Consider the following 26,450-nt stretch of genomic DNA (forward strand, 5'->3'; position numbering starts at 1 on the left):
TTGTTCATAAGCAGACTCGAAAATGCTATGCATTTCCTCGTTCGCGTTGCTCGTCATATTCGAAAACATGTATCTGTATGCAAGCATCCATCTACATGTTTTCTCATCTGACTTTGCTTATTCGCGCAAATTAAGCTCTGTCATCTGCAGCATAAACGCCAGGAAGCTTCTTGCCCTCAAGGAACTCAAGAGAAGCACCGCCACCTGTTGAGATGTGGCTCATCTTATCAGCATAACCAAGCTGGTTAACAGCAGCTGCACTATCACCACCACCGATGATTGTTGTAGCGCTTGTCTCTGAAAGTGCCTTAGCAACTTCCTTAGTACCTGTAGCAAGAACAGGGTTCTCGAATACGCCCATAGGTCCGTTCCAAACTACTGTCTTAGCAGTCTTAACTGCCTCTGAGTAAAGCTCGATAGTCTTAGGTCCGATATCTGCACCCTCTTTATCAGCAGGGATCTTATCAGCATCTACAACTGTTGTGTTGATAGAAGGATTGTCGATAGGGCTTGGGAACTCGTCGATACATACAGCATCAACAGGAAGAAGAAGCTTCTTGCCAAGCTTATCAGCCTTCTCCATCATTTCCTTACAATAATCAACCTTAGTCTCATCAAGGAGTGACTTACCAACTTCATATCCCTTAGCCTTAAGGAATGTGTAAGCCATACCACCACCGATGATAAGTGTATCGCACTTCTCAAGAAGAGTGTTGATAACATTGAGCTTATCAGCAACCTTAGCGCCGCCAAGGATAGCAACGAATGGACGAACAGGGTTCTCTACTGCGTTACCAAGGAAATCGATCTCCTTCTGCATGAGGTAACCAACTGCGCATGTGCCGCCCTTTTCACGAACATACTTAGTAACAACTGATACAGAAGCGTGTGCTCTGTGAGCTGAACCGAAAGCATCACATACATAGTCATCACAAAGATCAGCAAGTTCCTGTGCGAACTTCTCACCAGCCTCTTCAGGCTTAGTCTCTTCTTTGCCTCTGAAACGTGTGTTCTGAAGAAGAACAACATCACCTTCAGCCATATCAGCAACTGCCTTTGTAGCAGCTTCGCCTGTTACGTTGTAATCAGATACGAAGTTAACCTTCTTGCCAAGCTTCTCTGAAAGTCTTTCAGCAACAGCTGCAAGAGACTCGCCTTCGTTAGGTCCGTTCTTAACTTTACCAAGGTGGGAGCAAAGGATAACCTTGCCGCCATCAGCGATAAGTTTATTGATTGTAGGAAGAGCTGCAACGATACGTGTCTCGTCTGTGATCTTGCCTTCCTTAAGTGGTACGTTGAAATCGCATCTTACAAGGACTCTTCTGCCCTTTGCATTGAAATCATCTACAGACTTTTTATTAAGTGCCATAGTATATTTCCTCCTGATAGATTATTGTTTAAAAATAAAAGGAGGTTCGGTCCTAGTGGACCGGACCTCCTTAATTTGATTCTGGATTATGTCCCGAACAGCTTATTGCATAAGCCCGGAGTACATCAAATCAATTATCCAAGCTCTGCGAAGTACTTAATTGTACGAACCATCTGGCTTGTGTATGAGTTCTCGTTGTCATACCATGAAACAACCTGAACTTCATAGAGATCATCAGCAACCTTGTTAACCATTGTCTGAGTTGCATCGAAGAGTGAACCGAATCTCATTCCAACGATATCAGATGAAACGATCTCTTCTGTGTTGTAACCGAATGACTCAGTTGCAGCAGCCTTCATAGCCTCGTTGATAGCTTCCTTAGTAACGTCAGCCTTCTTAACAACAGCTGTAAGGATTGTTGTTGAACCTGTAGGTGTAGGAACACGCTGAGCAGCTCCGATGAGCTTGCCGTTGAGTTCAGGAATAACAAGACCGATAGCCTTTGCAGCACCTGTTGAGTTAGGAACGATGTTGCAAGCACCAGCTCTTGAACGACGAAGGTCGCCCTTTCTCTGAGGTCCGTCAAGGATCATCTGATCACCTGTGTAAGCGTGGATTGTGCACATGATACCAGACTGGATAGGTGCATATTTGTTAAGAGCATCTGCCATAGGTGCAAGACAGTTAGTTGTGCAAGAAGCAGCTGAGATGATCTTGTCATCTTTTGTAAGTGTCTTGTGGTTTACGTTGTAAACGATTGTAGGAAGGTCGTTTCCTGCAGGAGCAGAGATAACAACTTTCTTAGCACCAGCATTGATGTGTGCCTGTGCCTTCTCTTTAGATGTATAGAAACCTGAGCACTCAAGAACAACGTCTACGCCGATCTCACCCCAAGGGCAGTTGTTAGCATCGGGCTCTTTATAGATCTTGATTGTCTTGCCCTTTACTGTGATTGTACCTGCTTCGTCATCAGCTGTAACTTCATCTTCATGTCCAAGTTCTACATAACGACCCTGTGAAGTATCATACTTCAGAAGGTGTGCAAGCATCTTAGGGCTTGTAAGATCGTTGATTGCTACTACTTCGTATCCTTCAGCGCCGAACATCTGTCTGAATGCAAGACGACCGATACGACCGAAACCATTAATTGCTACTTTTACTGCCATTTTAAGTTCCTCCTAAAATGAAATATTGGGTTATATTGCTGCTATTTCCAATTTCAAAGACGGAATCCAAAACGAACCCATCCATGATTGACAAATTTTTATCAGCAATTTCTATTCTACAAAAGTTATTAGAATAATTCAAGTCTGCAAATGTAAAAAGTTTCAAAATTTGCTTATAATTGCACCCATTCTCGTACAATATCACAAAACTGCTGACATGTTCTGATAAGTTGACGGTTAAATGTTCACTATTTATTATCTTTAGTTCCCGAGCCGCTTTTCTGACCACATGATTTCTAACCACCAAAAGCTGCTCTAAATGCTGAAAAATACTGCTATTTCAGCTTGCTTTTAGTTGCAAAATTCATATCAAAATGCTATAATGTGGATAGAAATTAATTCTAACCACAGAGGTGAATCATATGTACATAGCATACGATATGAAGAATGGTGTTGAGTACGCAAAGCTTGTCAGATCTGTCCGCCATGGTAAAAATGTTTCCAAGGAATACAAGAATCTTGGCAGGGTCATTGATAAAGAGAAGAACATCTTTAAAAGCCGCGAACTCGGAATATACCAGTATGACCTCGCTAATGACTACTACGACAAGAACCCTGACTGGTCAGGATCAGAAGCACCTGTCGAATATGTCGAGCCAAAGGATACTCGCAAGGAGAAGCTCATCCTTGATTTTGGAGATACCTTTCTTATTGACAGCTTCATACACAGCAATGGTCTGTCTGAGATCATAGATAATTGTGGTGTGCACAACAAAGATACACTGTATTCCATGATCTGCTATTACATACTTTCAAATACTGCCAACTGCCACGCGAAAACATGGTGGGAAGGCAATTTCGCAAGGATGAGATATCCAATGGCCACACTTGAGAGCCAAAGAGTAAGTGAATTCCTTGCAGAACTTGGGTCTGAAACCTGTTACAGGAGCTTCTTCAGAGCCTATGCTCCATATATATCAGATACTGTAGATGGAGATAATATCCTTATCGACAGTACCGGATTGCCAAACAATATACATTTCCCTTTGACTGCTATTAGCAATCATAACGGTGACATAAACAACGAAGTAAGACTTATATATGTCACGCAGCAGTCTACAGGATTGCCGATATATTTCAGATACTGCCCTGGCAATGTGATAGATGTATCAACACTTACAAGGACTATCCATGAACTAAAGAATCATGGTGTTAATACAAAGTTCTCAATTCTGGATGCCGGATACTATACAGCTGATAACATCAGGGATTTGTATCACAATGGTATTTCATTTGTGAGTCGTCTTCCGGAGAAGATGAATCTCTATAAAGACCTTGTTGCCGAAAACCTGGATTCTCTTGAAAGTAAGGAGAATCTTGTCAGGTATAACGGCAGATACATATATATCAAACGCGTTGAATGTAACGTGGTGGATGACTTTAAAGGCTATGCTTATATTGGCCTTGATATCAGTCGCAAGGAAGATGAGGATAAGAAACTCTTCCAGAGAGCTGATGATCAGAAACTGACCAATGAAGAAGTATATGACAAACTCAGGCATCATGGCCTGTTTGTAATTGTTTCAAGCAGACCGATGGCAACCGATAAGATACTTCCAACCTACTACACTCGCCAACAGATAGAGCAGATATTTGATATCGGCAAGAACTATGCTGATATGCTTCCGCTCAGAGTGCAGACCGAGGAAACATTTAGGGGCCATCTGTTGTTAACTTTTATTGCCTGCGTCATCCTCAAAATGATACAGGACAAACTAAAACCAACCAAGTATAATCCTATTTCAATGTTTATGAACCTCCGCAATCAGAAGTGCAAAGTATATGCTACCGAGCTGCTGACAACAGAGGCAACAAAGATCATGAATGATTGCTACAAACTATTTAAGATCTCCTGCCCTGCAGAGGTGTCGTTGAAACGTGGTTAGAAAAGTTGGTCGGGAACTATAGATTATTTATCGATAATTATTCGTTATATCAAAAATATAATTATCACATCACGATAATTATAGAACAAATCCGATGTTTTTTCCTAATATTTGTATGGATAAAAAAGCCACTAACACAGTCTCATCCAATATGCTATCATGAGGGCGTAGTCAATAGATTTTGCTTTGCACAGTTTATAAACATAATAAGTAACAAGTCACAAAGAAAGGCAGACCATGAACATTACCGCAGATTACCACATGCATTCAGAACATTCCGGAGACAGCACCGCGCCAATGCGCAATATGATAGAAAGCGCCATCCAAAGAGGCCTTACCGAGATCTGTTTTACAGAACATATGGATCTTGACTATCCCGATGGCCCGGACAATCCTGCAGGACTCTTTGAAATAGACGCAGACGCCTATAGAAAGGACTTCCTAAAATGTAAGGAAGAATATGAAGGAAAGATATCTCTTCATTTTGGAATAGAGCTTGGCCTTCAGCCCCAGATCACCAGAGAAAATGCAGAATTTCTGAATAAATATCCGTTTGAGTTCGTAATTGGATCAAATCATCTGTGTCACCATGAAGATCCTTACTACCCCTCTTTTTATGAAGGAAGATCTTATGATGATTCTGTAAGGGATTTTTTTGAATGTACTCTTGAAAATATTAAATGTTTCCACGATTTCGACGTTTTGGGACATCTTGACTATATTGTCAGATATATTCCGGGAACATATGATTATAACTTTCAAAAATTCTCCGATATAATTGATGAGATCCTGAAAAAATTGGTCTCAGAAAATAAAGGCCTCGATGTTAATACCAAATCATTTCAAAGCGGAATGAATGAGCCTAATCCTTGTAGCGGAATCCTTACAAGGTTCCATGAGCTGGGCGGGCGCATCATTACCTTTGGTTCAGATGCCCATAAGCCGGAGCACGTAGGTTATGACTTTGAAAGAGCAAGGCAGACCGCTTTGAATGCAGGTTTCAAGTCTTACTGTACTTTTAAGGACAGAAAACCCGTTTTTCACGATTTATAATGGTGACCTTACTCCCGGTTTAATATCGGGGATGTAACGGATAGAGCTTTACCGGAGAATGCGTATGATTTTTTTGCAGGGAAGAAAAAAAATCCATACTCCATTTATACTTATATTATCCCTGGCACTCCTTGCGGGGTGCTCTTCTTCCACGCCTTCTGTAACCGACGAGACGACCAGGTCGACTTCCATGACTGCCAATAATTCCGGCCCGTCCAGTACTGAAGGCGCTACTTTTACTATAGATAACTCTGTAAAAGGAAGCCGCGACAATACTCCCAATGTTCTTGTTCCTGAAAAGTCAGGCGAAGAAGTCTATGAAAATGAAGTCGCCCAGATAGATGCCTCCAATTCTGATCAAGGCTACATCTATGCCAAGTACACAGGCGAAATCCCAAAAATAAAACTTCAGATCACAGGTCCTGACCAGATCACCTATACCTATAACCTGTCTTCAAACGGTCTTGACGAGGTTTTCCCTTTGTCTGCAGGCGATGGTTCTTATCTTATCAATATCTATGAAAATATATCCGGAAATCAGTACTCCCTGGGCCTTACTGCTACGATAGAAGCCACTTTGGAAAATGAATTCTATCCCTATCTGTATCCTAACCAGTATGTATGGTTCACTGCTGATATGGAAGCGATCGCCATGGGGAGCGAACTTGCATATAATGCCAATTCTGATCTTGAAGTAGTTACCAATGTTTATAATTTCATGATCCATAACATATCCTACGACTATGAGGAAGCTGAAACCGTGCAGAGCGGCTATCTTCCTGATATAGATGAAGTTCTTTCCACAAGGAAAGGTATATGTCTTGATTATGCATGTCTTATGTCAGCAATGCTGCGTTCGCAGAACATACCGACCCATGTGGAGATAGGCTATGCCGGAACTGAATACCATGCCTGGATCAGCTGCTATCTCGATGAGAAAGGCTGGGTCAACGGTATAGTCCAGTTTGACGGAACCTCCTGGCAGCTAATGGATCCGACCTTCGGTTCAACCACAGCCGAAGATGTACTAAGGTCCTACATAGTCCAGGATGACAGCTACATAGTGAAGTATATCTATTGAATCTGTTTATTATAACTACTATAAACAAGGCCAGTATAACGGCATCAAGAAAGAAGGGCTCAATTTGAAAAAAGCATCTAAAGCTCCAAAAGCAAAAGCTCTTAGCAATCAGGAAACCGCAAGCTTCTGCGGTCAGTATGCCATGCTCCTAAAAAGCGGAATCGCGCCTTTGGAGGCTGCAGGAATACTCCTGTCAGATACAACTGATCCAAACGGTAAGGAGCTTCTTTCCAATCTGTTCCATATACTTGGGACGGGCGAAAAGTTCCATGTGGCAATATCCATGTGCAATGTTTTCCCGCCTTATGTAATATCCATGATCAAGATAGGTGAGGAATCCGGTAACCTGGATAGTGTTCTTGAATCTTTAGAGAACTTCTACGAGCATGAAGAAAGCCTGTCTGACAGTTTCAGAAATGCGCTCATGTATCCTATGGTCATGATCATAATGATCCTTATGATAGTCATAGTCCTTATCACCAAGGTCATGCCTATCTTCAGTCAGGTATTTGCCCAGCTTGGAACGGCAATGAGCGGATTGTCACAGACGCTCCTAAGCCTTGGTAGCGTTCTAAACCGCTGGTCACTTGTTCTTATCCTGATACTTGTAGCTCTTGGCAGCTTTATGATCTTCACGACCCAGACCAGAAAAGGCTTTTCATGTCTCCAAAAGATATCAAAGCACATCGGCCCTCTTAACGAGCTCTTTTATGATATCGGCGTAAGCCGCTTTGCAAATGGTATTGCACTTGCTATATCAAGCGGTATGGATACGTATACCAGTTTGAATCTTTTAAAATCAATAGTAGAGAACGAAAGCATAGCCCAAAAAATAGATGTATGCCAGCAGAGGATCATTCAGGGTGACAGCTTCCCTGAAGCTTTAAAGAACGCACAGATCTTTTCCAATGTATATTCCAGAATGGTCATGGTAGGTTTTAAGTCCGGCTCCATGGAGAAAGTCCTCCAGCAGATCGCTATCAGATACGAAGAGAAGACCAACAAGAAGATCAGCCTTGTTTTATCAACACTCGAACCAACGCTTGTTATCATCCTTTCGCTTATAGTAGGACTTATACTCCTGTCGGTTATTCTTCCTCTTATGGGGATCATGAGTTCCATCGGTTAATGAAGGTGTTGTATGGCTAACAGATTCGAAAAGACAAGTTTTAATCCAAAATTCAGATCAGGACTAAACTACTTTATTCTCTGCGCTCTTCTTATAGGTTTATTCCTGTTTGGAGTTAACAGTTTTGCAAAACAGACCATCTCCTATCAGGAGGATACTCTCATACTTGCCCTTCAGAAAGACATAGCCCAGTGTTATGCGATCGAAGGTTTTTTTCCACCTGATCTTGACTATCTGAAGGACCATTACGGTCTGGTATACGATACAAGTATCTTTACAGTTGATTACACCGCTTTTGGATCCAACATGTATCCTGATGTGACCATTCTTAACAAGGCCAAAAAGACCGCTGTAACGATACGCTAAGTTTTGAAAGGAACCACCTATGAATCCTGATAACGACCGCAGACATCTGATAGATGTATTTTTCATAATATCCCTGCTATTCGGGTTCGTTTTCTGCGCAGTGCTTATCATTGCGCTTGGAGCGAGCATTTATCAGCGCGGCGTTGACAGCAGTACCAGTAATTTTGACAAAAGAACTGCTTCCACCTATATAGTTCAGAAGCTCAGGCAATGCGATGAATACGGTGCTATCTCAACAGGCGAGATCGATGATATCCCCGCACTTACGATCACCAAGACCGTAAACGGCACTTCCTATACCATTTATATGTACGTTTACAACGGTTATCTCATGGAATTATTTGCAAGGACTGATACCGATATCTCACCCCAGTCAGGGCAGCGTATCATTGAGATGCAGAGCATGGATGTTAAGATATCAAGCTCCAATCTGATATCCGTACTTGTTACAGACGTTGAAGGCCAGCAGATAGAAGTTTTAGTATCTCCGCAAAGCACAGGAAAATGAGGTTCAGGATGAGTTCGAAGGATAATTCTTTCCGCTACCAAAGTCAAACATCCTTATTTCTTGTAGAAGTTATTATTGCAGTATTCTTCTTTGCAATAACAGCTGTGGTTTGCATACGCATTTTTGTAAAAGCCCATACCATCACAGACAGATCCCGAGAGATGACCCAGAGCTACATCGAAGCTGACAACATGGCCCAGGTATTCATGAACTACGGGGGCAATATCGATGGTATATTATCTAAATATTCAGAATATGCGTTGACTTTATCTCAGGAAGGGAACTATACAGGAGTCATACTCATTTGTTTTGACAAGGATTTTAACCCCATCTCTCATCCTACTGATAATATAGACGAAACCATAAGCAGCACTGCTTACGAACTTATACTGACGCAGACTCTTGTTGATGCAGCTGACCTTTACAGCGACTGTTCACCTGCCACCAGGATAGGTTTTGCCTGTGATGCAACAATATTTGTTTTTGATACAGAGCTTTCCGATTTCCTTATTACGGATACTCATTTCGACGATCTGGACCAGTTTAAGGATAATACGATACTTACCCTTCCTCTGGACCTTTACCTTGGCGACATTGATACTGAAGCTTGATAGGAGACGTTTTAATGAACAAAAACATACACATTGGTCTTCCAATAGGAACAGCTTCAATACTTCTCATATTTCTGACACTGAGCCTTACCTCTTTTGCCGTATTGTCTCTTGAAACCTCGGTTGCGGATATGAACCTGACTACAAAGTCAGCTGATTATACGCAGGATTATTATGCTGCCGTTCACATGGCAGAAGGCTTCCTTGCAGAAAAAGATGCTGAGCTTAGCGATATCTATAAAGCTTCTTCCAGCGAAAGCGAATATATGGAAAAAGCTGGTGCTCAGTCTTTTTCAGATGACTTTGCCATTAACGAAATGCAGTACCTCCACGTGGAGGTTACTTTGGTATACCCTTCTATTGAAGATATAAACAGCCATAAAAAAAGCTCCGCTGCTATGAGCGAAGCTTCTTTTAAACCATCTTGTTATTTCTATATTTCTTCATTTACGATCATGACTCATGAAGAACTTCTGAATTACAAGGATGCTGAGGTTCCGGTTTATTAAAGGTCCCTTCTTTTAAGGCGGCCTGTTTCTGTTGACATCATTCTGTCCTTGTCATCAACCATGCCTCTGGCCTTATCAGATTCTGCAATAACGATGTCATTGACAGCTTTACCTCTTCCGGTCCTTCCCATCCTGTCAAATTCCGAATAATTGCCGGATTCTTTTTCATGTATCTTTGCAATTCTGTTTTCAAGATATCTGAACAGCTCTGCATAGATTGCTTTGGGTATCTGGAAGGTCATATTTTCATTTCTTCCAAATACAAACTTCAGATTTCCGAAGCTTTTGACAACTTCATGCACATCGATGTAATGAAGTCTTGCATTCTCGCCCTGTCCTGTAACTCTGAAGCTGAAATGATCATCATAGATATACAGCACGCCTTCTGTAAATCCCATACTTGAAGGGATCGTATAGACGGGGCTGTCATCTTTTTTGCGTTGGGACTCACGATCAGTCTCTGATACATCCGCGAACTGCTGGGTACGCTCAGCTATAAAGCTGAAAAAGTACTCAGCCAGATCTTTGCTTTCAAACTTCAGTGGAATATGGTGTATGTCATAAAAGCCGTCTTCACTGGCGCCTTTACTGGTGATCAGCAGTTCTTTCATATACCTCTTACACGAAGCGATATTGCCGTATTTGATCTCAATAGGCTTCTCGCCAACAGGCAAAAAACGGATAAATCCTTCATATAACTCAACCACCGTTTTACCATCATGCCAATATGCAAGCTCACTACGAATCAATCTGCTATCGTCCATAAAGCCTCCATCATCTTCAATCCATTGTATCTGAGTGACCGGATCCGGAATCCGTGAATCTTATCAGGCTGTTTCTGCCTTCTTACCTGTGTAAAGCTGGTAATAGCGGCCCTTCTTAGCCAAGAGCTCTTCGTGATTACCTCTTTCAATGATCCTTCCCTGTTCCATAACAAGGATGCAGTCTGAGTTCCTTATAGTAGAAAGTCTGTGTGCGATTACGAATGTTGTACGGTTAGCCATAAGCTTGTCCATACCATCCTGAACGATCTTCTCAGTTCTGGTATCGATCGAACTTGTAGCTTCGTCAAGGATCAGTACAGGCGGATCAGCAATAGCTGCTCTTGCAATAGCAAGGAGCTGGCGCTGTCCCTGTGAAAGGTTTGCACCGTCGCCTGTAAGCATTGTATCGTAGCCATCAGGAAGACGCTTAATGAAGCTGTCAGCGTTTGCAAGTCTTGCTGCTGCATATACTTCTTCGTCAGTAGCATCAAGCTTACCGTAACGGATATTCTCTGCAACTGTTCCTGTAAAAAGATGTGTATCCTGAAGTACGATACCAAGTGACCTTCTAAGGTCTTTCTTTGAAATCTTATTGATATTTATATTATCGTACCTAATCTTGCCATCCTGAATATCATAAAAACGATTAATTAAATTTGTTATGGTCGTCTTACCTGCACCGGTTGATCCAACAAGAGCAATCTTCTGGCCTGGCTCAGCATGAAGGACGATATCATGAAGTACCATCTTCTCATCTGTATAGCCAAAATCTACGCCGTTAAAGGTTACGTCGCCTTCAAGAGGTTTATAATCTGTTGTTCCTTCTGCCTTATGATAATGCTTCCAAGCCCAGAAACCTGTGTGGTGATCAACTTCTACGATCTTGCCATCCCTATTTTCAGCATTAACAAGCATTACATAGCCTTCATCCATCTCAGGCTTCTCATCAAGGAGTCTGAACACACGCTCTGCACCGGCAAGAGCCATGATAATAGAGTTGAATTGCATTGAAACCTGGTTGATCGGCATCGAGAAGGACTTGTTGAATGTAAGGAAACTTGCAAGTGATCCTACAGACAATGACCCGAACAGCTGCACAAGTACCAGGAAGAATGCAACGCCTGCTCCTGTTGAGCTTGATGTTGTAAGTGCAAGAGCACCGCCCAGGAGCGCGCACAGAACGTAGCTGATATTACCAAGCTGTGCATTTATAGGTCCAAGGAGGGCTGAGAAGGCGTTAGCCTTATAAGCGCTCTGGAAGAGTTCTTCATTGTACTTATCGAAATCTTCAATTGTCTTTTCTTCATGGCAAAAGACCTTTATGACCTTTTCACCATTCATCATCTCTTCAATGTAACCGTTAAGCTTACCAAGGTTCTTCTGCTGCTTAACGAAGTTCTTACCTGATGCAGATGCTGCCTTGGTTGATGCAAAGAGCATAAGAGCTACCATGATGATAGTAAGAACTGTAAGCGGTATGTTAAGAAAGATCATTGATAACAGAACAGATACGATAGTGATCGCACTGTTAAGTAGCTGAGGGATACTCTGTGATATCATCTGACGAAGTGTATCTATATCATTAGTATATATAGACATGATATCGCCATGAGCATTGGTATCAAAATACTTGATAGGAAGGCTTTCCATATGCTCAAAAAGTGCTGCACGAAGATTCTTAAGTGTACCCTGAGTTATAAATACCATTGTAAGTGACTGTACATAAGACGCAGTTATACCAATAGCATAGAAAACTGCTACTCTTAGTATTGCAAATCCAAGCGGCCCGAAGTCAGGTGTTCCACCTTCTCCCGCTGTCCTTAAGAGAGGATTTATATATCCGTCAATAAGTGTCTTTGTAAAAAGAGTTCCCTGTATATTTGCAAGAACCGAAACAACTATGCAGATACCTACAAGTATCATCTGCAAGCCATAAAATTTAAATACATATCCCATAAGTCTTTTAAGAAGCTTACCGGGATTCTTGATCTTGGGTTTTGGCATTCCGCGCTGACCTCTTGGTCCCGGGCCTTTAACCTCTCTGACTTTTTCATCTGCCATATCTATTTCTCCTTTAGTACTACGAACTTTTTCTATTTCTAATGTCTAAACTTATACATTTTTGAATCATAGATTCAAAAATGCAGCAATAGAGCCAATTGAGTTCGACTTCGTCGAAGGCTCTATTGCCAACCGATTCATCGAATCACGAAACACGCAGTAAATGCGCGTTTCTGTAATTTACATTTAAGAAGTTATCAAATATCTTAAGACCAGTATTTTAGTTCTTTTCATCAAAGTCCGCGTCACCATTAGCACCTGTCTGTGATTCATAGACTTCTCTATAGATAGGATTCCTCTCAAGGAGTTCCTTGTGTGATCCAAAATCATTAACTGTTCCGTCTTCCATGACTATGATGCGGTCGCAGTTTTCAACACTGGAGATACGCTGTGCGATGATGAACTTTGTAGTATTTGGGATCTCCTGTGCAAAAGCTTTTCTGATCTTGGCATCAGTTGCAGTATCTACGGCAGATGTTGAGTCATCAAGAATGAGGATCTTAGGAGCCTTAAGAAGTGCTCTTGCGATACAGAGTCTCTGCTTCTGACCACCGGATACATTGGATCCGCCCTGTTCGATATATGTGTTATAACCCTGAGGCATCTTGTCTATGAACTCTGCAGCGCAGGCAAGCTCGCAGGCTCTTTGGCACTCTTCGTCTGTTGCATTAGGATTACCCCAGCGGAGGTTTTCATAGATCGTTCCTGAGAAAAGCTCATTTTTCTGAAGAACAACAGCAACCTGATTACGAAGAACTTCAAGGTCGTATTCTCTTACGTCGCGTCCGCCAACCCTTACGCTACCTTCTCTTACGTCATAAAGACGGCTTATAAGGTTAACAAGTGAAGATTTGGCTGAACCTGTACTTCCGATGATACCTATTGTTTCACCTGATCTGATATCAAGATTTATATCTTTAAGAACAGGCTCTTTTGCATCTTCCTTGTAAGCAAAATATACGTGATCAAATACTACGCTTCCGTCCTTAACTTCCATTACAGGATCAGCAGGGTTAACGATAGAGCTCTTTTCATTAAGAACTTCTGCGATACGTCTTGCGCTGGCTTCTGACATAGTGATCATAACGAAAACCATGGAAACCATCATAAGGCTCATAAGAATGTTCATGCAGTAAGCAAGAAGTGACATAAGAGCACCTGTTGTAAGCTGATCAGAAACGATCATATGTGCTCCAACCCAGCTGATAAGAAGGATGCAGGTATATACTGTACCCATCATGATCGGTCCGATCTTGGCAAGTCTCTTCTCAGCCTTTACGAACATCTCATAGATGTTGAAAGCTGCCTTCTGGAACTTTTCATTCTCATACTCTTCACGAACATAAGCCTTAACAACGCGGATAGCTGATACGTTCTCCTGAACACTTTCGTTAAGGGCATCATAACGCTCGAATACTTTTTTGAAGTATCTTGTGGTTGTTCCCATAAGGAAGAACATGATGGTTGCAAGGAAGATAACCGCAATAAGATAGATACTTGCGATCCTTGGGCTTAAGTAGAATGACATGATCATGGCAACTACCATTGACATTGGAGCTCTTACTGCCATGGAAAGGAGCATCATGAATGAGTTCTGGATATTGGTAACATCAGTCGTAAGTCTTGTTACAAGTCCTGATGTTGAGAACTTATCTATGTTGGCAAAAGAGAAAGTCTGAATGTTATCATGCATTGCCTTACGAAGGTTTCTTGAAAGACCTGCTGATGCCTTAGATCTTGTAAGACCTCCCATACATCCGCACAAAAGTCCGAATGCAGCAACAATAACCATGATAAGGCCTGCCTTTGCGATATAACCCATATCGCCCGGAACTTCGTCTGTTCCGATACCTATATCTACGATCCTCCCCATAAGGACAGGGATGATCATCTCACAGATAACTTCACCTATCATCCAGATGGGAGATATTATGGCAGTAAAGGTGAATTCCTTTAACTGCTTAGCCAGTGTTTTTAGCATACTGTTATTTCCTTTTCTAATTTTCTTTTTAGTCTTTTAGTGATCAGAACTGCTCAACGTTACTGTAAATCCTGTCAAGGAAGTTCCTAAGCTGCTTAACTTCCTCTTCAGAAAAGTCCTTGATAAGGTCCTGATCCATCTGTTCATTGTATTTCCTGTTCTTTTGAAGAAAATCCCAGGCTTTTTTTGTGAGCTTTATAAAAGAAGATCTGGAATCGTTGGGGTTAGGCGATCTTTCAACCATCTTCTTTTCCTCAAGCCTGTTTATAAGCCCCACTGCACTGGGATGAGTTATATGCAGGATCTCGCATATCTCGCCCGTAGTAATAGGCTCTTCTCCATGAAAAAGAATAGTGAGAAGTACCCCCATCTGAGAGAAAGTCAGGTCATCTTTTCTAAGCGCCTCATCCTGATGCTTATGGATCTTCTCGGTGATCATCTTGAACTTATGACCGATGGGTTCATTATCAGGATTTCTGGGCCTGCATCTCTTTCCCTTAGAATTACCTTCTTCTGTTTCTTTATCTTTTCTTTTATTCAGTTTTGGTTCTTCTAATTTCTTGTCATACACGTTACACCTCTTTTCCCGGTCTCCCCAATTCGATGAAAAAGGCATGTCTCAAAAAAAGAGACTGCCTTCACATTTACGTAGCATGTTACATAAATCATGATAGGTAGTCTCCTACATATTGTCAATAAGGAAATGCCATTCTTTATGAAAATTTAGACTTTTTTAATCATTACGTATCCTTGGCCTGAAGCTTTGATTCCTTGAATTTATCGCACATGTCACATGCAAAATTCTCAGGATAGAGCTGAACCATTGTTGAATCCACAAGACTACCGATCTTCATTCTAAATGTGATCTTGACGAACTTCTCAATGTTGGATTCAAACATTCTTTCAAAGATCTTAACTGACTCAACATCAATCCACTTAACTTCCGGTGTACTGATGTCTACAGGGATTCCGAGCATGGAGGAAAGAGATGTGGCACTTGATCCCATCATCTGGTTCATAGCTTCGGATGCTGCTGAAAGCTGAATCTCTGTGATATCTCCGTCTGTATTAGAACCGTCTCCACCCATCATAAGATCTGTCATGCATTTAACATCATGATCTTTAAGGATAAGGATGTTATTGCCTTCAAGACCTTTAATGTAATGGATCTGTACGAATATGCATATATTGGAATAATCATCCAGGGATTCACTTCTGTTGATGACTTCGATTCTTGGTGTTGTAATATCAACCTTCTGATTGAGCATCATACCAAGCGCAGTCGCTGAGGTACCCATACTGATATTAGCAACTTCTCCGAGAATATCTAACTGTTCATCTGTAAGCTTTCCACAACCCAAGGTGATACCTCCTTTTCGTTTTTGTATTTTTGTGATTATTTTTGATTATTTATGATTGATTTTGATTGTTTTTGGTGATACGATGTTTTTGTAAGCAAGATAATGTTGCCTTTAAGTTTATCGGATATCTTTCTGATTTTTTTAACACCTTTTTTTAAATGAGGTTCATATGCTGACACAGGAAAGACGAGACATAATAACCAGAATCGTAAGCGAAAAGAATGCAGTGACTGTTGCCGAACTTGTGGATGAGCTCGACACTTCTGCTGCGACCATAAGGCGCGACCTTACGGAGCTCGACAAGGAGCACCGTATCATCAAAGTCTTTGGCGGAGCAACTTCTATTAACAGTGTGAGCACCGGTGAAGATGCTGTTAAAGAAAAGCTTCTTAAGAATGTTGAAGCCAAGGACGAAATAAGCCGTTATGCTGCTTCTCTTATAGTTGATGATGATTTCGTTTATATAGATTCAGGAACAACTACACTTAAGCTTATCGATTACATCACTAATACCAAGGCAAAATATATTACTAATGGTATAGTTCATGCCAAGCGTCTTATAGAGCGCCACCTTGATACGATCATCATCGGAGGCAGGGTCAAGGCAAAGACTGAGGCTGTAATCGGATCCGACTGTGTCGATGTCATAAGGCGCTATCACTTCACAAAATCATTTATGGGTACAAACGGTATCTCAATAAAGGCAGGTTTTACAACACCCGATGTTGATGAAGCCAGAGTCAAAGCTGAGGCTGTTAAGCACTCATATATGTCCTATATACTTGCCGATCACTCCAAATTCGGTGTGGTCAGCTCCGTAACATTTGCAGAGCTCAAAGCATGTGCCATCATCACAGACAGAGAGCCCTCCAAACAATACGAAGATGAGACAGTTATCAAATATTTCCAGCACAAAGTTGCAGGAAAGGAGAATTAATAATGATATACACAGTTACCTTTAATCCAGCCTTGGACTACGTAGTTCACATGTCACAGGATTTGGCTATCGGTATGACTAACAGATCAGACTCTGAAGAGATCTATTTCGGAGGAAAAGGCATTAACGTTTCCAATGTACTGCGCGAACTTGATCTTCCTACTACTGCCCTTGGTTTTATTGCAGGCTTTACAGGTAAGGCTCTTGATGAGGGTGTTGCAGCATCTGGAATCACTACTGATTTTATTAAACTTCCGGAAGGTAACACCAGAATCAACGTTAAGATCAAAGCAGCAGATGAAACCGAGATCAATGGCCAGGGTCCTAAGATTCCTGATGAATGTCAGAAGGCTCTTTTTGAAAAGCTTGATCAGCTTAAGGAAGGCGATACTCTCGTTCTTGCAGGCAGTATCCCATCTTCTCTTCCAAGTGATGTATATGAAAGGATCCTTGAAAGACTTGATGGTAAGGGCATCAGATTTGTAGTTGATGCTATTAAGGACCTGCTCCTCAACGTTCTTAAGTATCATCCGTTCCTTATCAAGCCCAACAAGCAGGAACTTGGCGAGATGTTCGGAGTTGAAATAAATTCTGATGAGGACACAGTCCTTTACGCCAAGAAGCTTCAGGAGAAAGGCGCTCGTAACGTTCTTATCTCCATGGCAGGTGATGGATCACTTCTTGTTACAGAAGATGGTCAGATCTTAAGACAGGGTGTCTGCAGGGGTAAAGTTAAGAACTCTGTCGGAGCCGGAGATTCAATGGTTGCAGGATTCATCGCAGGATATGAAAAGTCAGGTGGCGACTATAAAGTTGCTCTTAATCTTGGAACTGCCTGCGGCGGTGCTACTGCTTTCTCAGACGGGCTTGCAAAGAAAGATCTTATCGATGAGCTTTATAAGACTCTTCAGTAAGTAAACAGATAATTTAGTTTTTATATATTTAATTTACAAACTTATTCACACAAGATTCTTACGAAATCCGCACTAGCTGATTTCTGAAGATAAATAAAAATAAGGTATTCTTTCAAGAAAGGGATAGGGTTAAAGTATGAAAATCACAGAGTTTTTACAGCCTCAGGCCGTAAAGTTGGGTCTATCAGTTGCAGATCAGAACGCAGCAATCGATGAACTCATTGCTTTACACAACGCAGCAGGAAATCTTAAGGATGCAGCAGCATTCAAGGAAGCTATTCTTGCTCGCGAAGCAAAAGGTTCAACAGCAATAGGCATGGGTATTGCCGTTCCTCACGGTAAGTCTTCTGCTGTAGCTAAGGCAGGACTTTCTGCAATCACAGTTCCTTCAGGTGTTGATTACAAGTCACTTGATGGCAAGCCTTCAAATCTTTTATTCATGATCGCTGCTCCAGACGGCGCAGCTGACACTCATCTTGAAGTTCTTTCAAAGCTTATGACAATGCTTATGGATGCAAACTTCACACAGAAGCTCGTAGCAGCTAAATCTGTTGATGAGTTCCTTAAGATAATCGACGAAAAAGAAGCTGAAAAAGATAAAGAAGCTGCTGCAAAAGCTGCTGCTTCTGCTCCAAAGTCCCTTAACCTTCTTGCAGTTACAGCATGTCCTACAGGTATCGCTCATACATACATGGCTGCTGAAGCTCTTGAGCAGGCTGCTAAAGACAAGGGCTATTCAATCAAAGTTGAGACTGACGGATCAGGCGGAGCCAAGAATGTTCTTACATCTTCTGAGATCCAGTCAGCAGACATTATCATCCTTGCTGTAGACAAGAACGTTGAAATGGGACGTTTCGATGGTAAGAAAGTCATCAAGGCTTCTACAGCTAATGCTATCCACAATGCAGGCGATCTTCTTGCTAAAGCTGAGAGTGGCGACGTTCCTGTATATCACCACACAGGTGCAGTTGAGCAGAGCTCTTCAGTTGATGGAGATGAGACACTTGGACGTAAGTTCTATAAGCACCTTATGAATGGTGTATCACACATGCTTCCATTCGTAATCGGTGGTGGTATCCTTGTTGCTATCGCATTCCTTATTGATACACTTGCAGGATATGGTGCAACAGCTCAGGGTAACTTCGGTAACATGCTTCCAATCTCTTCCTTCCTTAAGAGTGTTGGTGGCACAGCAATGGGACTTATGGTTCCTGTACTTGCCGGTTATATTGCATTCTCAATTGCTGATAGACCAGGTCTTGCAGTTGGTTTTGTAGGCGGTATGCTTGCTTCATCCGGTAACCCTGCTCTTTCCAGTGGCGATTTTGTAAGATGGACAGAAAGACTTGCAGGCGACGCCGTTCCACTTGACGGCTTCAATAAATTTATCGCAAATTTCGCATTTGAAAATGGCGGTGCTACAGTATCAGGTTTCCTTGGCGGTATCGCAGCAGGTTTCCTTGCAGGTGCTATCGTACTTTGTCTCAAGAAGATCACATCAGGATTCCCGAAGTCACTCGAAGGAATCAAGCCTGTACTTATTTATCCTCTTTGCGGTATATTCCTTATCGGCGTTGCAATGTGCTTTGTCCTTAATCCTATCATCGGACTTATAAACACTGGCCTTTCAACAATGCTTACTGCACTTTCAGATGCTAACATGCTTGCTCTCCTTGGTCTTGTACTTGGAGCTATGATGGCTATCGATATGGGTGGTCCTATCAACAAGGCAGCATATGTATTTGGTACAGGTATGCTTGCAACAGCTCAGGATTATATGGCACAGGGTGCTCAGATGTCAGATCCTAATGTTCGTGCTTGCTATATCGCAATGGCAGCTATCATGGCTGGTGGTATGGTTCCTCCAGTAGGTATCGCAATTGCCTGCAAACTCTTCCCTAAGAAGTTCACAGTTGCTGAGCGTGAGACATGGATCACAAACATCATCATGGGAAGCTCATTCATCACAGAAGGTGCTATTCCATTTGCAGCAGCAGATCCTCTTCATGTAATTCCTTGTACAATGATCGGTTCAGGTGTTGCAGGTCTTCTTTCAGCAATCTTTGGATGCACACTGATGGCTCCTCACGGCGGAATCTTCGTATTCGCAACTGTAGGTAATCCTCTTCTCTACATCGTTGCATGGCTTGTTGGATCTGTCATTACAGCAGTGCTTCTTGGATTCCTCAAGAAGGATAAAGAGTGATATATAAATTTTTTACCATAATCTTATTAAAGGTTGGTAAATAGCAGTATCACTTAGTAAAATGCCATAAACCATAGTGGTTTCAAATAATACTTCATCGCCCTGCATGCTGTCAAAGGCATGCAGGGTATTAGTGCTAATTATGGATATCGATTATAATAAGATTAGAAATCTATATTCTCCATAGCACAGTTACATGATCAGATATTGTTACAATATAGGCTATGATATGCGAATCACGCATGGCTATGCCATTTGCGTTGTTCTATCACCATATAAATGTGAAATAAATGATCTAAATATTTTTTAATAAACCATAGGAGGAATAACAAATGGTATCAGCAAATGTTAAAGTAGTTAATGCAGAAGGAATGCACATGCGTCCGGCTAGTCTTTTTTGCCAGACAGTAACTCCTTTCCAGAGCACAGTTAAGATCAATTTCAACGGTAATGAATTCGATGCAAAGTCAGTTATGATGCTCATGAGTGCATGCATTAAATGTGGTGCAGAAATTGAGATCAAGTGTGACGGACCTGACGAGAACGAAGCTCTTAAGGCTGCTGTTGATCTTGTAAACAGCGGACTTGGTGACTAATATGTTAACTTGAATTGATAATTCAAGTTAACATCTCAACATTGTTGAACCTGTGGTTCAACAATGTTCAATTATAATCATCAAATTGAAAGGATCTGACAAATATGTACGAGGGAATAGCTGCTTCAAGAGGCATAGGAATTGGTTCCGTATGCCGTATAATCGAACATGATCTTACATATGAAAATCACAAACCCGAAGATACTGAAGCTGAAAAAGGACGTCTTCACAGTGCTGTTGAGTCTTTCAAGCAGGAAACAACAGAGATGGCTGAAGACATCCGTAAGAGAATCGGACCCAAGGAGGCTCAAATCCTTGAGGGTCATCTTGTTATGATATCCGACCCTGCCATGGTAGGCGAGATGGACAAGATGATCGACAACAATCAATGTGCAGAAGCTGCTGTTTCTGCTGTTTGTGATATGTTCATTAACATGTTCTCATCCATGGATGATGAGCTTATGAAACAGCGTGCATCTGATGTTAAGGATATTAAGCATAGTCTTTTAAAGATTCTTCTTGGTATTGAAGATATCAATATCAGCAAGGTAGCTCCGGGAACAGTCCTTGTAGCCAAGGATCTGACACCTTCAATGACATCTCAGATAGTTAAAGAGAATGTTGCCGGAATCATCACAGAGATAGGTGGTAAGACTTCCCACTCTGCTATCCTTGCAAGAGCACTTGAGATTCCTGCAGTACTTTCTGTTCCTGGAATCATCGATCTTGTAAACGACAAGGATACAGCTATCATCGATGGTACTGAGGGACAGGTATTTATCAATCCTACAGGAGACGTGCTCTCCACATATATCAGAAAACGTGAAGACTTCATCAGGAAGCAGGAAGAGCTTAAGAAATTCCACGGCAAAGAGACTGTTACTGCTGATGGCAAGAAGCTTGAACTCTTCTGCAACATCGGAACTCCTAAGGATGCCAAGAAGGCTATCGAGTGCGATGGTGAGGGAATTGGTCTTTTCCGTTCAGAATTCCTGTTCATGAATAATACTCATCTTCCTAACGAAGACGAGCAGTTTGAAGCATACAAGGAAGCCGTTCAGACTATGGGCGGCAAGGCCGTTATCATCCGTACCCTTGATATCGGTGGCGATAAGGACATTCCTTATCTTAATCTGGAAAAAGAGGAGAACCCATTCCTCGGCTACAGAGCAGTTCGTTACTGCCTGGCTAATCCGGATACTTACAAGATCCAGCTTCGTGCTATCATGCGCGCAAGTGCTTTTGGTAAAGTTAAGATCATGCTTCCTCTTGTTACAACAGTTGACGAAATTAGAAGTGTCAAGGCTATGGTTGAAGACCTGAAAAAAGACCTTGATGCTGAAGGTATCGACTATGACAAGAACATCGAAGTTGGTTGTATGATGGAAACAGCAGCAGCTTCTCTTATCGCAGATAAGCTTGCTAAAGAGTCTGATTTCTTCTCAATCGGAACCAACGATCTGACTCAGTACACAATGAGCGTAGACAGAGGAAATGCAAAGGTTGCATACCTTTATTCCGCATTCCAGCCATCAGTGCTCCGCTCTATCAAGAACATCATCGCAGCAGGTAATGCAGCAGGCATTCCTGTTGGTATGTGCGGAGAGGCAGCTGCAGATCCTCTTATGATCCCGCTTCTCATTGCATTCGGTCTTGATGAGTACAGTGTTAACCCTGTACTGGTACTGACAGCAAGATGCATTATCAGCAAGTGGTCTGTGGAAGAGGCTAAGGCTCTCGCAGACAAGGTAATGGAGCTTGATACAGAAAAAGAGATCGTAGAGCTCTTGAAAGCATCAGCTAAAGATTAATGTGATTCAGATTGCGTTGCAATTTAAATCTCCATAAAAGGCCGGGGGCTGGCAGTTAATAAAGGATTTTTTCGTCGTGAAAGTGTTATAAAATTCAAAGACTCAAAAATCCTTTATTGACTGCCAGCCCCCTGATTTTCTGCAAAGCCTATATAGTGTTTTCTTGGATCTGGTTATTATAGCTTATTCTGCTGCCTAAATTCTTGCGGAGTTTGGCCGGTGTGTTCTTTGAAGGTCTTGGTAAAATAGGACGAGTAAGAAAAGCCGACCCTGCTTGAAATATCAGTTACAGAAAGCGAGGTCTTGGAAAGAAGCTGCTTTGAGACTGATATTCTTTTTTTAACAATATAATCACTTATGGTATATCCGGTTTCTTTTTTAAAGATTCTGCCAAGATAACCGGAACTTACATGAACCATTGCAGCGAGTTCATCTCTTTGAAGATTGCCGACGGAAAGGTTTTCTGCAATAAGTTTTTTGACCTGGTCTACTATCTTCTCAGGTGATTCCTTTATAGTATCCATTGCAAGTTCTGAAAAATCCACCTGCTTGTCTTCTAAAAGAATTTTCTTTTCTATCTTCTCGATTATCGTTTCAAGTTCATTATAAGGAATTGGTTTCAAAAGATAATCTTCCACTCCAAGGCGAAGCGCTTCCTGTGCATAAGAAAACTCAGCGTGGCCTGTATAGAAAATTGATTTAACATAGGGTTTATTGTCATAAAGCCATCTGATGAGTTCGATCCCATTGCCATTTGGCATTTCTATATCGGTGATGATTATATCAATATCATATGTCTTGAGCATTCTGATAGCTGTATCTTTACTATGACATTTATATATTTTATCAGCATTAAGCCTTTCCCAATCCACACCTTCTTCGAGTCCGAGCAGGGCTACTTCTTCATCATCTGTAAGTAAAAAATTAAACTTTCTCATTAAAAATCGTCCTCAAAATCAGAATCATTTATAGTAATACACGGTATCTTAATGATCGTGACAGCACCTTCTTCATTTTTAAGTTCTATTGATGCCTTGTCATCGAATATGAGTTTAAGTCTCTGTCTTATATTATTAAGGCCGACATGACCTTCTACATTTATTTTACCATCATAAGCCTTGATGATACGTTCAGGATATCCTCCGCCATTATCTTTTATGATCATCGTAATATACTCTTTTTTCTCATCCGCATGAGCAGATATTTCTATCAGACAATTCTTCTGAGTTGAAAAGGCATATTTAACACTGTTTTCCACAAATGTAAGAATCAAAAAAGGAGGAACAAGTGCACTTCTCAAGCCATCTTCTATATTCAGATCAACTTTGATCTGCTTAACATATCTGATCTCTTGAATTTCCATATAACAATCCAGATAATCAAGCTCTTTGCTAAGCTCAACAAGTTCACGAGTATCATAGAACATATATCTTGAGTAGTTGACGATTGCTTTGGACAAGCGCTGGATAGTTTCAAAATCACGGCGCTGTGCCAGCGAATAGATTATATTCAAAGTATTGGCAAAAAAGTGCGGTTTGATCTGCTGCTGGAGATATTGCATAGTAGCTTTCTGACTTTCCAGCTCTGCTTCATATTTTTCAATCTTAAGTTTCTTGATCCTTGCCGCCATATTATTAAATGTTTTGATCAGATATGAAAGCTCACTTATATTAGAATCGTCTTCCATCGTTATATCAAGATTGCCTTCGGAGAACCGGTTCATATTACCTGCAAAAAGGTTTATAGGTGTTATGAGCTTTCTTGATACTATAAGACAAGAAACCGGAGCCATTATAAGTAAAGCAATTGCAATGCAGGCAAAAATGATCCTGAATACCCATAGATCAGATATTATTGAATCTTTACTTGTCAGAATACCAAAATAATATCCGGTCCTATCCGACACATACCCTGTCTGCAGATAACTTTTTTCACCAATCTCAACATATTGTCCTTCGTTTAAGACATTTATGGATCCAGATATATCAGCAGAAGAAACGATGATATCTCCATTCTCATCAGCAGCAAAAACTATACTGTCATCACTTGTAGCTGCTTCGCTAAGCCCATTAAGAATTTCCTGTGTTGAAACACCCACAACAAAATAGCTTTGCTCAAACTTGATGATCCTCACCATATAATTCTGTCGAGTTCCTTTGACAACCATATATCGTCTAAGTGTACTATCGTCGTTTTGCTCTATCTGATCTTTAATAAGAGTTTTGACTTCTTTTTTATCGTTATAATGTCTTCCGTTGGCCGATTCTATCCAGATTGGCTCGTTATCGCTTTGTGTATAAAATAAAATGTAATCTATAGCATCTGACCAGTTAACTATACTATTGATAGATGCTGAAATTGCGCTTTTGGTCTCTAACAATTTTACAGGATCCTCTTCAGACTGGAGAGAACTGTATAGCTTTGAAGGAGACTGCGTTGATCCGTTGTACATGGCCTCATAGATATAGCTGTCTGCAAAATCAAGCATCTTCTCAACATTTGAGGATGATACATAGACCTTACTTCCGATATTCTCTTCTGCTTTTATTGTCAGATTCTTAAGGAAAAAAAATTGTGCGATAAGATAGATCAAAAAGAACACAACAAAAAGACCGATCCAATATCTGATCAATAATTGTTGTAAATTCTTTTTCTTTACCATTTCTATCTCCATTCGGTACATTTATTCTCGAATACTGAAATCTGCAAAATTTCTATATGCACCTTTATTCAAATATCATGCAGCTGCCTGATCCCTCATACTTATCCCAGTGATCATACGCGTTTTCAGGCTTGTTGGGATCACCGCTTTTCATAAAATTGGTCCAATAAGTGATCATCTTGTCAGATAAGTCATGATCCCTTTGTTCCATAGGTCTCCAGCAATAGTCCATACTTCCAAACACATACCAAAGTTCTGCTGAGTGAAATGCTCCCGCATCATCACCCGGAAGCTTTCTGTCAAAATAGTAAACATACGCTCCGGCTCTTTTTGCAAACTCTGTATCTGCTATATGCATCGGATTATTCTCGGGAGTCTTAACCTTATTTTGCTCAGTTGTAAGATCATCCCCATTGCATCCGAGAATGTAAGGAATATCAAGGAATTGTCCTTTATCCATAAGTTCAAAAATATCTTCTCTAAAAAGTTCCCCATCGATCACCGGAACAAAAGGCATGCCCTTCTTTTCCTGAAAGCTCCTTCCTATGGTAACCCCTACCTTTTTCATGAGCTCACCTTCATCAATCGAAAATAGTCTCTTGAGCGCAGCCTGTTTATATGCTTCATCTGTCGCACATCTTTGGGTATCTATCTCCAGCTCTTCAAATAGTATATCTGCTATTTCAACTGCTTTATCAACTGTCCTTAGACTGCCGAGGGGATTTTTGTACCCGCCTCCGCTTTGCAGGATCATGCGGTTACAAAGGCCTTTCATCTGACTGGTGCAGGCAAGTGCCTGAAGACTCATCGCTCCTGCTGACTGGCCAAATGCTGTTATATTATCAGGGTCTCCGCCAAATGATCTGATGTTTTCTTTGACCCATCTAAATGCACTCAGCTGATCCCAGAGTCCCAAGTTACCGCCGGCTGTATTCCTGCCTTCTTCTCTTATAAGCGGATGACAGAGAAAGCCAAGTGCTCCCAGTCTGTAGTTTAATGTAACTACTATGACTCCGCGCTCACACAGTTTGTTACAGACAAAAGGAAGATTTGATCCTGCTCCTCCAAGAAATGCTCCCCCATGAACATATACTGCAACAGGAAGATCCGAGCCTTCCTTACACATTCCTTCAGGAACCCAGATATTAAGATAAAGGCAGTCTTCGCTTTCCCTGGTATCAAAATCAGGATCTGAATAAAACTCTTTTTCATAAAATCCGCCTCGTTTAGGGCCTTGCATAGCATGTGCCGAATACATATCAGCCATATAGACGCCTTCCCATGCTTCAAGAGGAAAAGGCTTTTTAAATCTCTTTTCTCCTATTGGGGGCATTGCATAAGGCACGCCTTTAAATATATGACAGCCATGCGCTTCTATTCCTTCTATTAATCCGTAATTCGTTTCAACTATCATTTGCC

The 26,450-nt window shown here is 41.3% G+C and carries 23 protein-coding genes; 13 read left to right on the forward strand and 10 right to left on the reverse strand.

Annotated features, from left to right (window positions below; translation table 11 throughout):
* Window positions 1-130 precede the first annotated feature (130 nt).
* Together WAA20_RS13400 and gap are read right to left on the reverse strand one after the other, a co-directional pair.
* On the reverse strand, window positions 131-1,369 hold the full coding sequence (locus WAA20_RS13400) for a phosphoglycerate kinase (protein ID WP_073389978.1): 1,239 nt from the start codon (window positions 1,367-1,369) through the stop codon (window positions 131-133).
* A gap of 134 nt (window positions 1,370-1,503) precedes the next feature.
* Window positions 1,504-2,535, reverse strand: coding sequence for a type I glyceraldehyde-3-phosphate dehydrogenase (gap, locus tag WAA20_RS13405; RefSeq protein ID WP_073389976.1), 1,032 nt, complete (start codon window positions 2,533-2,535; stop codon window positions 1,504-1,506).
* A gap of 422 nt (window positions 2,536-2,957) precedes the next feature.
* Between gap and WAA20_RS13410 the strand changes: the two genes are divergently transcribed.
* The 8 genes from WAA20_RS13410 (at window position 2,958) to WAA20_RS13445 (ending at window position 9,738) form a co-directional block, all read left to right on the forward strand.
* On the forward strand, window positions 2,958-4,481 hold the full coding sequence (locus WAA20_RS13410) for a transposase (protein WP_073385368.1): 1,524 nt from the start codon (window positions 2,958-2,960) through the stop codon (window positions 4,479-4,481).
* Window positions 4,482-4,718: 237 nt separating this feature from the next.
* Window positions 4,719-5,534, forward strand: a complete 816-nt coding sequence (locus WAA20_RS13415) for a histidinol-phosphatase HisJ family protein (RefSeq protein WP_073385370.1) — start codon at window positions 4,719-4,721, stop codon at window positions 5,532-5,534.
* 64 nt (window positions 5,535-5,598) lie between these two features.
* A complete protein-coding gene (locus tag WAA20_RS13420; protein ID WP_073385371.1) occupies window positions 5,599-6,615 on the forward strand; it encodes a transglutaminase family protein in 1,017 nt (338 codons plus the stop codon).
* 64 nt (window positions 6,616-6,679) lie between these two features.
* Window positions 6,680-7,744, forward strand: a complete 1,065-nt coding sequence (locus WAA20_RS13425; RefSeq protein WP_073385373.1) for a type II secretion system F family protein — start codon at window positions 6,680-6,682, stop codon at window positions 7,742-7,744.
* 12 nt (window positions 7,745-7,756) lie between these two features.
* Window positions 7,757-8,110 (forward strand): hypothetical protein, encoded by a 354-nt coding sequence (locus WAA20_RS13430; RefSeq protein ID WP_073385374.1) that lies wholly within the window; start codon window positions 7,757-7,759, stop codon window positions 8,108-8,110.
* A 19-nt stretch (window positions 8,111-8,129) separates the two neighbouring features.
* Window positions 8,130-8,618 (forward strand): DUF4860 domain-containing protein, encoded by a 489-nt coding sequence (locus WAA20_RS13435; RefSeq protein WP_073385375.1) that lies wholly within the window; start codon window positions 8,130-8,132, stop codon window positions 8,616-8,618.
* A gap of 8 nt (window positions 8,619-8,626) precedes the next feature.
* Window positions 8,627-9,229: a hypothetical protein gene (locus WAA20_RS13440; RefSeq protein WP_073385376.1), complete on the forward strand. Its 603-nt coding sequence runs from the start codon at window positions 8,627-8,629 to the stop codon at window positions 9,227-9,229.
* Between the two features lie 14 nt (window positions 9,230-9,243).
* Window positions 9,244-9,738, forward strand: a complete 495-nt coding sequence (locus tag WAA20_RS13445; RefSeq protein ID WP_073385377.1) for a hypothetical protein — start codon at window positions 9,244-9,246, stop codon at window positions 9,736-9,738.
* Here WAA20_RS13445 and WAA20_RS13450 read toward each other — a convergent pair.
* The 5 genes from WAA20_RS13450 to fliY form a co-directional block, all read right to left on the reverse strand.
* Window positions 9,735-10,502 carry a hypothetical protein gene (locus WAA20_RS13450; RefSeq protein ID WP_073385378.1) on the reverse strand — a complete coding sequence of 256 codons (768 nt, stop codon included), beginning with the start codon at window positions 10,500-10,502 and terminating at the stop codon, window positions 9,735-9,737. The genes WAA20_RS13445 and WAA20_RS13450 overlap by 4 nt on opposite strands.
* Window positions 10,503-10,565: 63 nt before the next feature.
* A complete protein-coding gene (locus WAA20_RS13455; protein WP_073385379.1) occupies window positions 10,566-12,563 on the reverse strand; it encodes an ABC transporter ATP-binding protein in 1,998 nt (665 codons plus the stop codon).
* Window positions 12,564-12,783: 220 nt separating this feature from the next.
* On the reverse strand, window positions 12,784-14,544 hold the full coding sequence (locus WAA20_RS13460) for an ABC transporter ATP-binding protein (RefSeq protein WP_073385381.1): 1,761 nt from the start codon (window positions 14,542-14,544) through the stop codon (window positions 12,784-12,786).
* A gap of 43 nt (window positions 14,545-14,587) precedes the next feature.
* The gene (locus WAA20_RS13465) at window positions 14,588-15,115 is read right to left on the reverse strand and encodes a MarR family transcriptional regulator (RefSeq protein WP_073385383.1); all 528 of its coding nucleotides are present in this window, start codon (window positions 15,113-15,115) and stop codon (window positions 14,588-14,590) included.
* Between the two features lie 169 nt (window positions 15,116-15,284).
* The gene (fliY, locus tag WAA20_RS13470; protein WP_073385385.1) at window positions 15,285-15,905 is read right to left on the reverse strand and encodes a flagellar motor switch phosphatase FliY; all 621 of its coding nucleotides are present in this window, start codon (window positions 15,903-15,905) and stop codon (window positions 15,285-15,287) included.
* Window positions 15,906-16,074: 169 nt separating this feature from the next.
* On the opposite strand from fliY, the gene WAA20_RS13475 reads away from it, so the two are divergent.
* From WAA20_RS13475 to ptsP, 5 genes are all read left to right on the forward strand, one after another.
* Window positions 16,075-16,842, forward strand: a complete 768-nt coding sequence (locus WAA20_RS13475) for a DeoR/GlpR family DNA-binding transcription regulator (protein WP_073385387.1) — start codon at window positions 16,075-16,077, stop codon at window positions 16,840-16,842.
* A 2-nt stretch (window positions 16,843-16,844) separates the two neighbouring features.
* Window positions 16,845-17,756 (forward strand): 1-phosphofructokinase, encoded by a 912-nt coding sequence (pfkB, locus tag WAA20_RS13480; protein WP_073385389.1) that lies wholly within the window; start codon window positions 16,845-16,847, stop codon window positions 17,754-17,756.
* A gap of 136 nt (window positions 17,757-17,892) precedes the next feature.
* Window positions 17,893-19,962, forward strand: a complete 2,070-nt coding sequence (locus WAA20_RS13485) for a fructose-specific PTS transporter subunit EIIC (RefSeq protein WP_073385391.1) — start codon at window positions 17,893-17,895, stop codon at window positions 19,960-19,962.
* A gap of 332 nt (window positions 19,963-20,294) precedes the next feature.
* Entirely contained in the window at window positions 20,295-20,558 is a 264-nt protein-coding gene (locus tag WAA20_RS13490; protein WP_073385393.1) for an HPr family phosphocarrier protein, read from the forward strand.
* 104 nt (window positions 20,559-20,662) lie between these two features.
* Window positions 20,663-22,369 carry a phosphoenolpyruvate--protein phosphotransferase gene (ptsP, locus tag WAA20_RS13495; protein ID WP_073385395.1) on the forward strand — a complete coding sequence of 569 codons (1,707 nt, stop codon included), beginning with the start codon at window positions 20,663-20,665 and terminating at the stop codon, window positions 22,367-22,369.
* 176 nt (window positions 22,370-22,545) lie between these two features.
* Here the strand turns inward: ptsP and WAA20_RS13500 are convergent, their stop codons facing one another.
* The 3 genes from WAA20_RS13500 to WAA20_RS13510 all read right to left on the reverse strand — a co-directional run bounded on the left by WAA20_RS13500 (window position 22,546) and on the right by WAA20_RS13510 (window position 26,445).
* Window positions 22,546-23,307: a helix-turn-helix domain-containing protein gene (locus WAA20_RS13500; RefSeq protein WP_073385397.1), complete on the reverse strand. Its 762-nt coding sequence runs from the start codon at window positions 23,305-23,307 to the stop codon at window positions 22,546-22,548.
* Window positions 23,307-25,031, reverse strand: coding sequence for a histidine kinase (locus tag WAA20_RS13505; RefSeq protein ID WP_073385398.1), 1,725 nt, complete (start codon window positions 25,029-25,031; stop codon window positions 23,307-23,309). Before WAA20_RS13505 ends, WAA20_RS13500 begins: the two co-directional genes overlap by 1 nt.
* 64 nt (window positions 25,032-25,095) lie before the next feature.
* A complete protein-coding gene (locus tag WAA20_RS13510) occupies window positions 25,096-26,445 on the reverse strand; it encodes a carboxylesterase family protein (protein ID WP_073385400.1) in 1,350 nt (449 codons plus the stop codon).
* Window positions 26,446-26,450 lie beyond the last annotated feature (5 nt).

The organism is Butyrivibrio fibrisolvens, from assembly GCF_037113525.1.
Lineage (GTDB): Bacteria > Bacillota > Clostridia > Lachnospirales > Lachnospiraceae > Butyrivibrio > Butyrivibrio fibrisolvens.

Excerpts from the sequence above, each read along its gene's own strand:
- gap (WP_073389976.1), bottom strand. The coding sequence starts at position 2,535 with ATGGCAGTAAAAGTAGCAATTAATGGTTTCGGTCGTATCGGTCGTCTT.
- pfkB (WP_073385389.1), top strand. The coding sequence starts at position 16,845 with ATGATATACACAGTTACCTTTAATCCAGCCTTGGACTACGTAGTTCAC.
- WAA20_RS13460 (WP_073385381.1), bottom strand. The coding sequence starts at position 14,544 with ATGCTAAAAACACTGGCTAAGCAGTTAAAGGAATTCACCTTTACTGCC.
- WAA20_RS13430 (WP_073385374.1), top strand. The coding sequence starts at position 7,757 with ATGGCTAACAGATTCGAAAAGACAAGTTTTAATCCAAAATTCAGATCA.
- WAA20_RS13420 (WP_073385371.1), top strand. The coding sequence starts at position 5,599 with ATGATTTTTTTGCAGGGAAGAAAAAAAATCCATACTCCATTTATACTT.
- WAA20_RS13410 (WP_073385368.1), top strand. The coding sequence starts at position 2,958 with ATGTACATAGCATACGATATGAAGAATGGTGTTGAGTACGCAAAGCTT.
- WAA20_RS13510 (WP_073385400.1), bottom strand. The coding sequence starts at position 26,445 with ATGATAGTTGAAACGAATTACGGATTAATAGAAGGAATAGAAGCGCAT.
- WAA20_RS13455 (WP_073385379.1), bottom strand. The coding sequence starts at position 12,563 with ATGGCAGATGAAAAAGTCAGAGAGGTTAAAGGCCCGGGACCAAGAGGT.
- WAA20_RS13475 (WP_073385387.1), top strand. The coding sequence starts at position 16,075 with ATGCTGACACAGGAAAGACGAGACATAATAACCAGAATCGTAAGCGAA.
- WAA20_RS13435 (WP_073385375.1), top strand. The coding sequence starts at position 8,130 with ATGAATCCTGATAACGACCGCAGACATCTGATAGATGTATTTTTCATA.
- WAA20_RS13445 (WP_073385377.1), top strand. The coding sequence starts at position 9,244 with ATGAACAAAAACATACACATTGGTCTTCCAATAGGAACAGCTTCAATA.
- WAA20_RS13440 (WP_073385376.1), top strand. The coding sequence starts at position 8,627 with ATGAGTTCGAAGGATAATTCTTTCCGCTACCAAAGTCAAACATCCTTA.
- WAA20_RS13400 (WP_073389978.1), bottom strand. The coding sequence starts at position 1,369 with ATGGCACTTAATAAAAAGTCTGTAGATGATTTCAATGCAAAGGGCAGA.
- WAA20_RS13500 (WP_073385397.1), bottom strand. The coding sequence starts at position 23,307 with ATGAGAAAGTTTAATTTTTTACTTACAGATGATGAAGAAGTAGCCCTG.
- ptsP (WP_073385395.1), top strand. The coding sequence starts at position 20,663 with ATGTACGAGGGAATAGCTGCTTCAAGAGGCATAGGAATTGGTTCCGTA.
- WAA20_RS13485 (WP_073385391.1), top strand. The coding sequence starts at position 17,893 with ATGAAAATCACAGAGTTTTTACAGCCTCAGGCCGTAAAGTTGGGTCTA.
- WAA20_RS13505 (WP_073385398.1), bottom strand. The coding sequence starts at position 25,031 with ATGGTAAAGAAAAAGAATTTACAACAATTATTGATCAGATATTGGATC.
- WAA20_RS13415 (WP_073385370.1), top strand. The coding sequence starts at position 4,719 with ATGAACATTACCGCAGATTACCACATGCATTCAGAACATTCCGGAGAC.
- WAA20_RS13490 (WP_073385393.1), top strand. The coding sequence starts at position 20,295 with ATGGTATCAGCAAATGTTAAAGTAGTTAATGCAGAAGGAATGCACATG.
- WAA20_RS13450 (WP_073385378.1), bottom strand. The coding sequence starts at position 10,502 with ATGGACGATAGCAGATTGATTCGTAGTGAGCTTGCATATTGGCATGAT.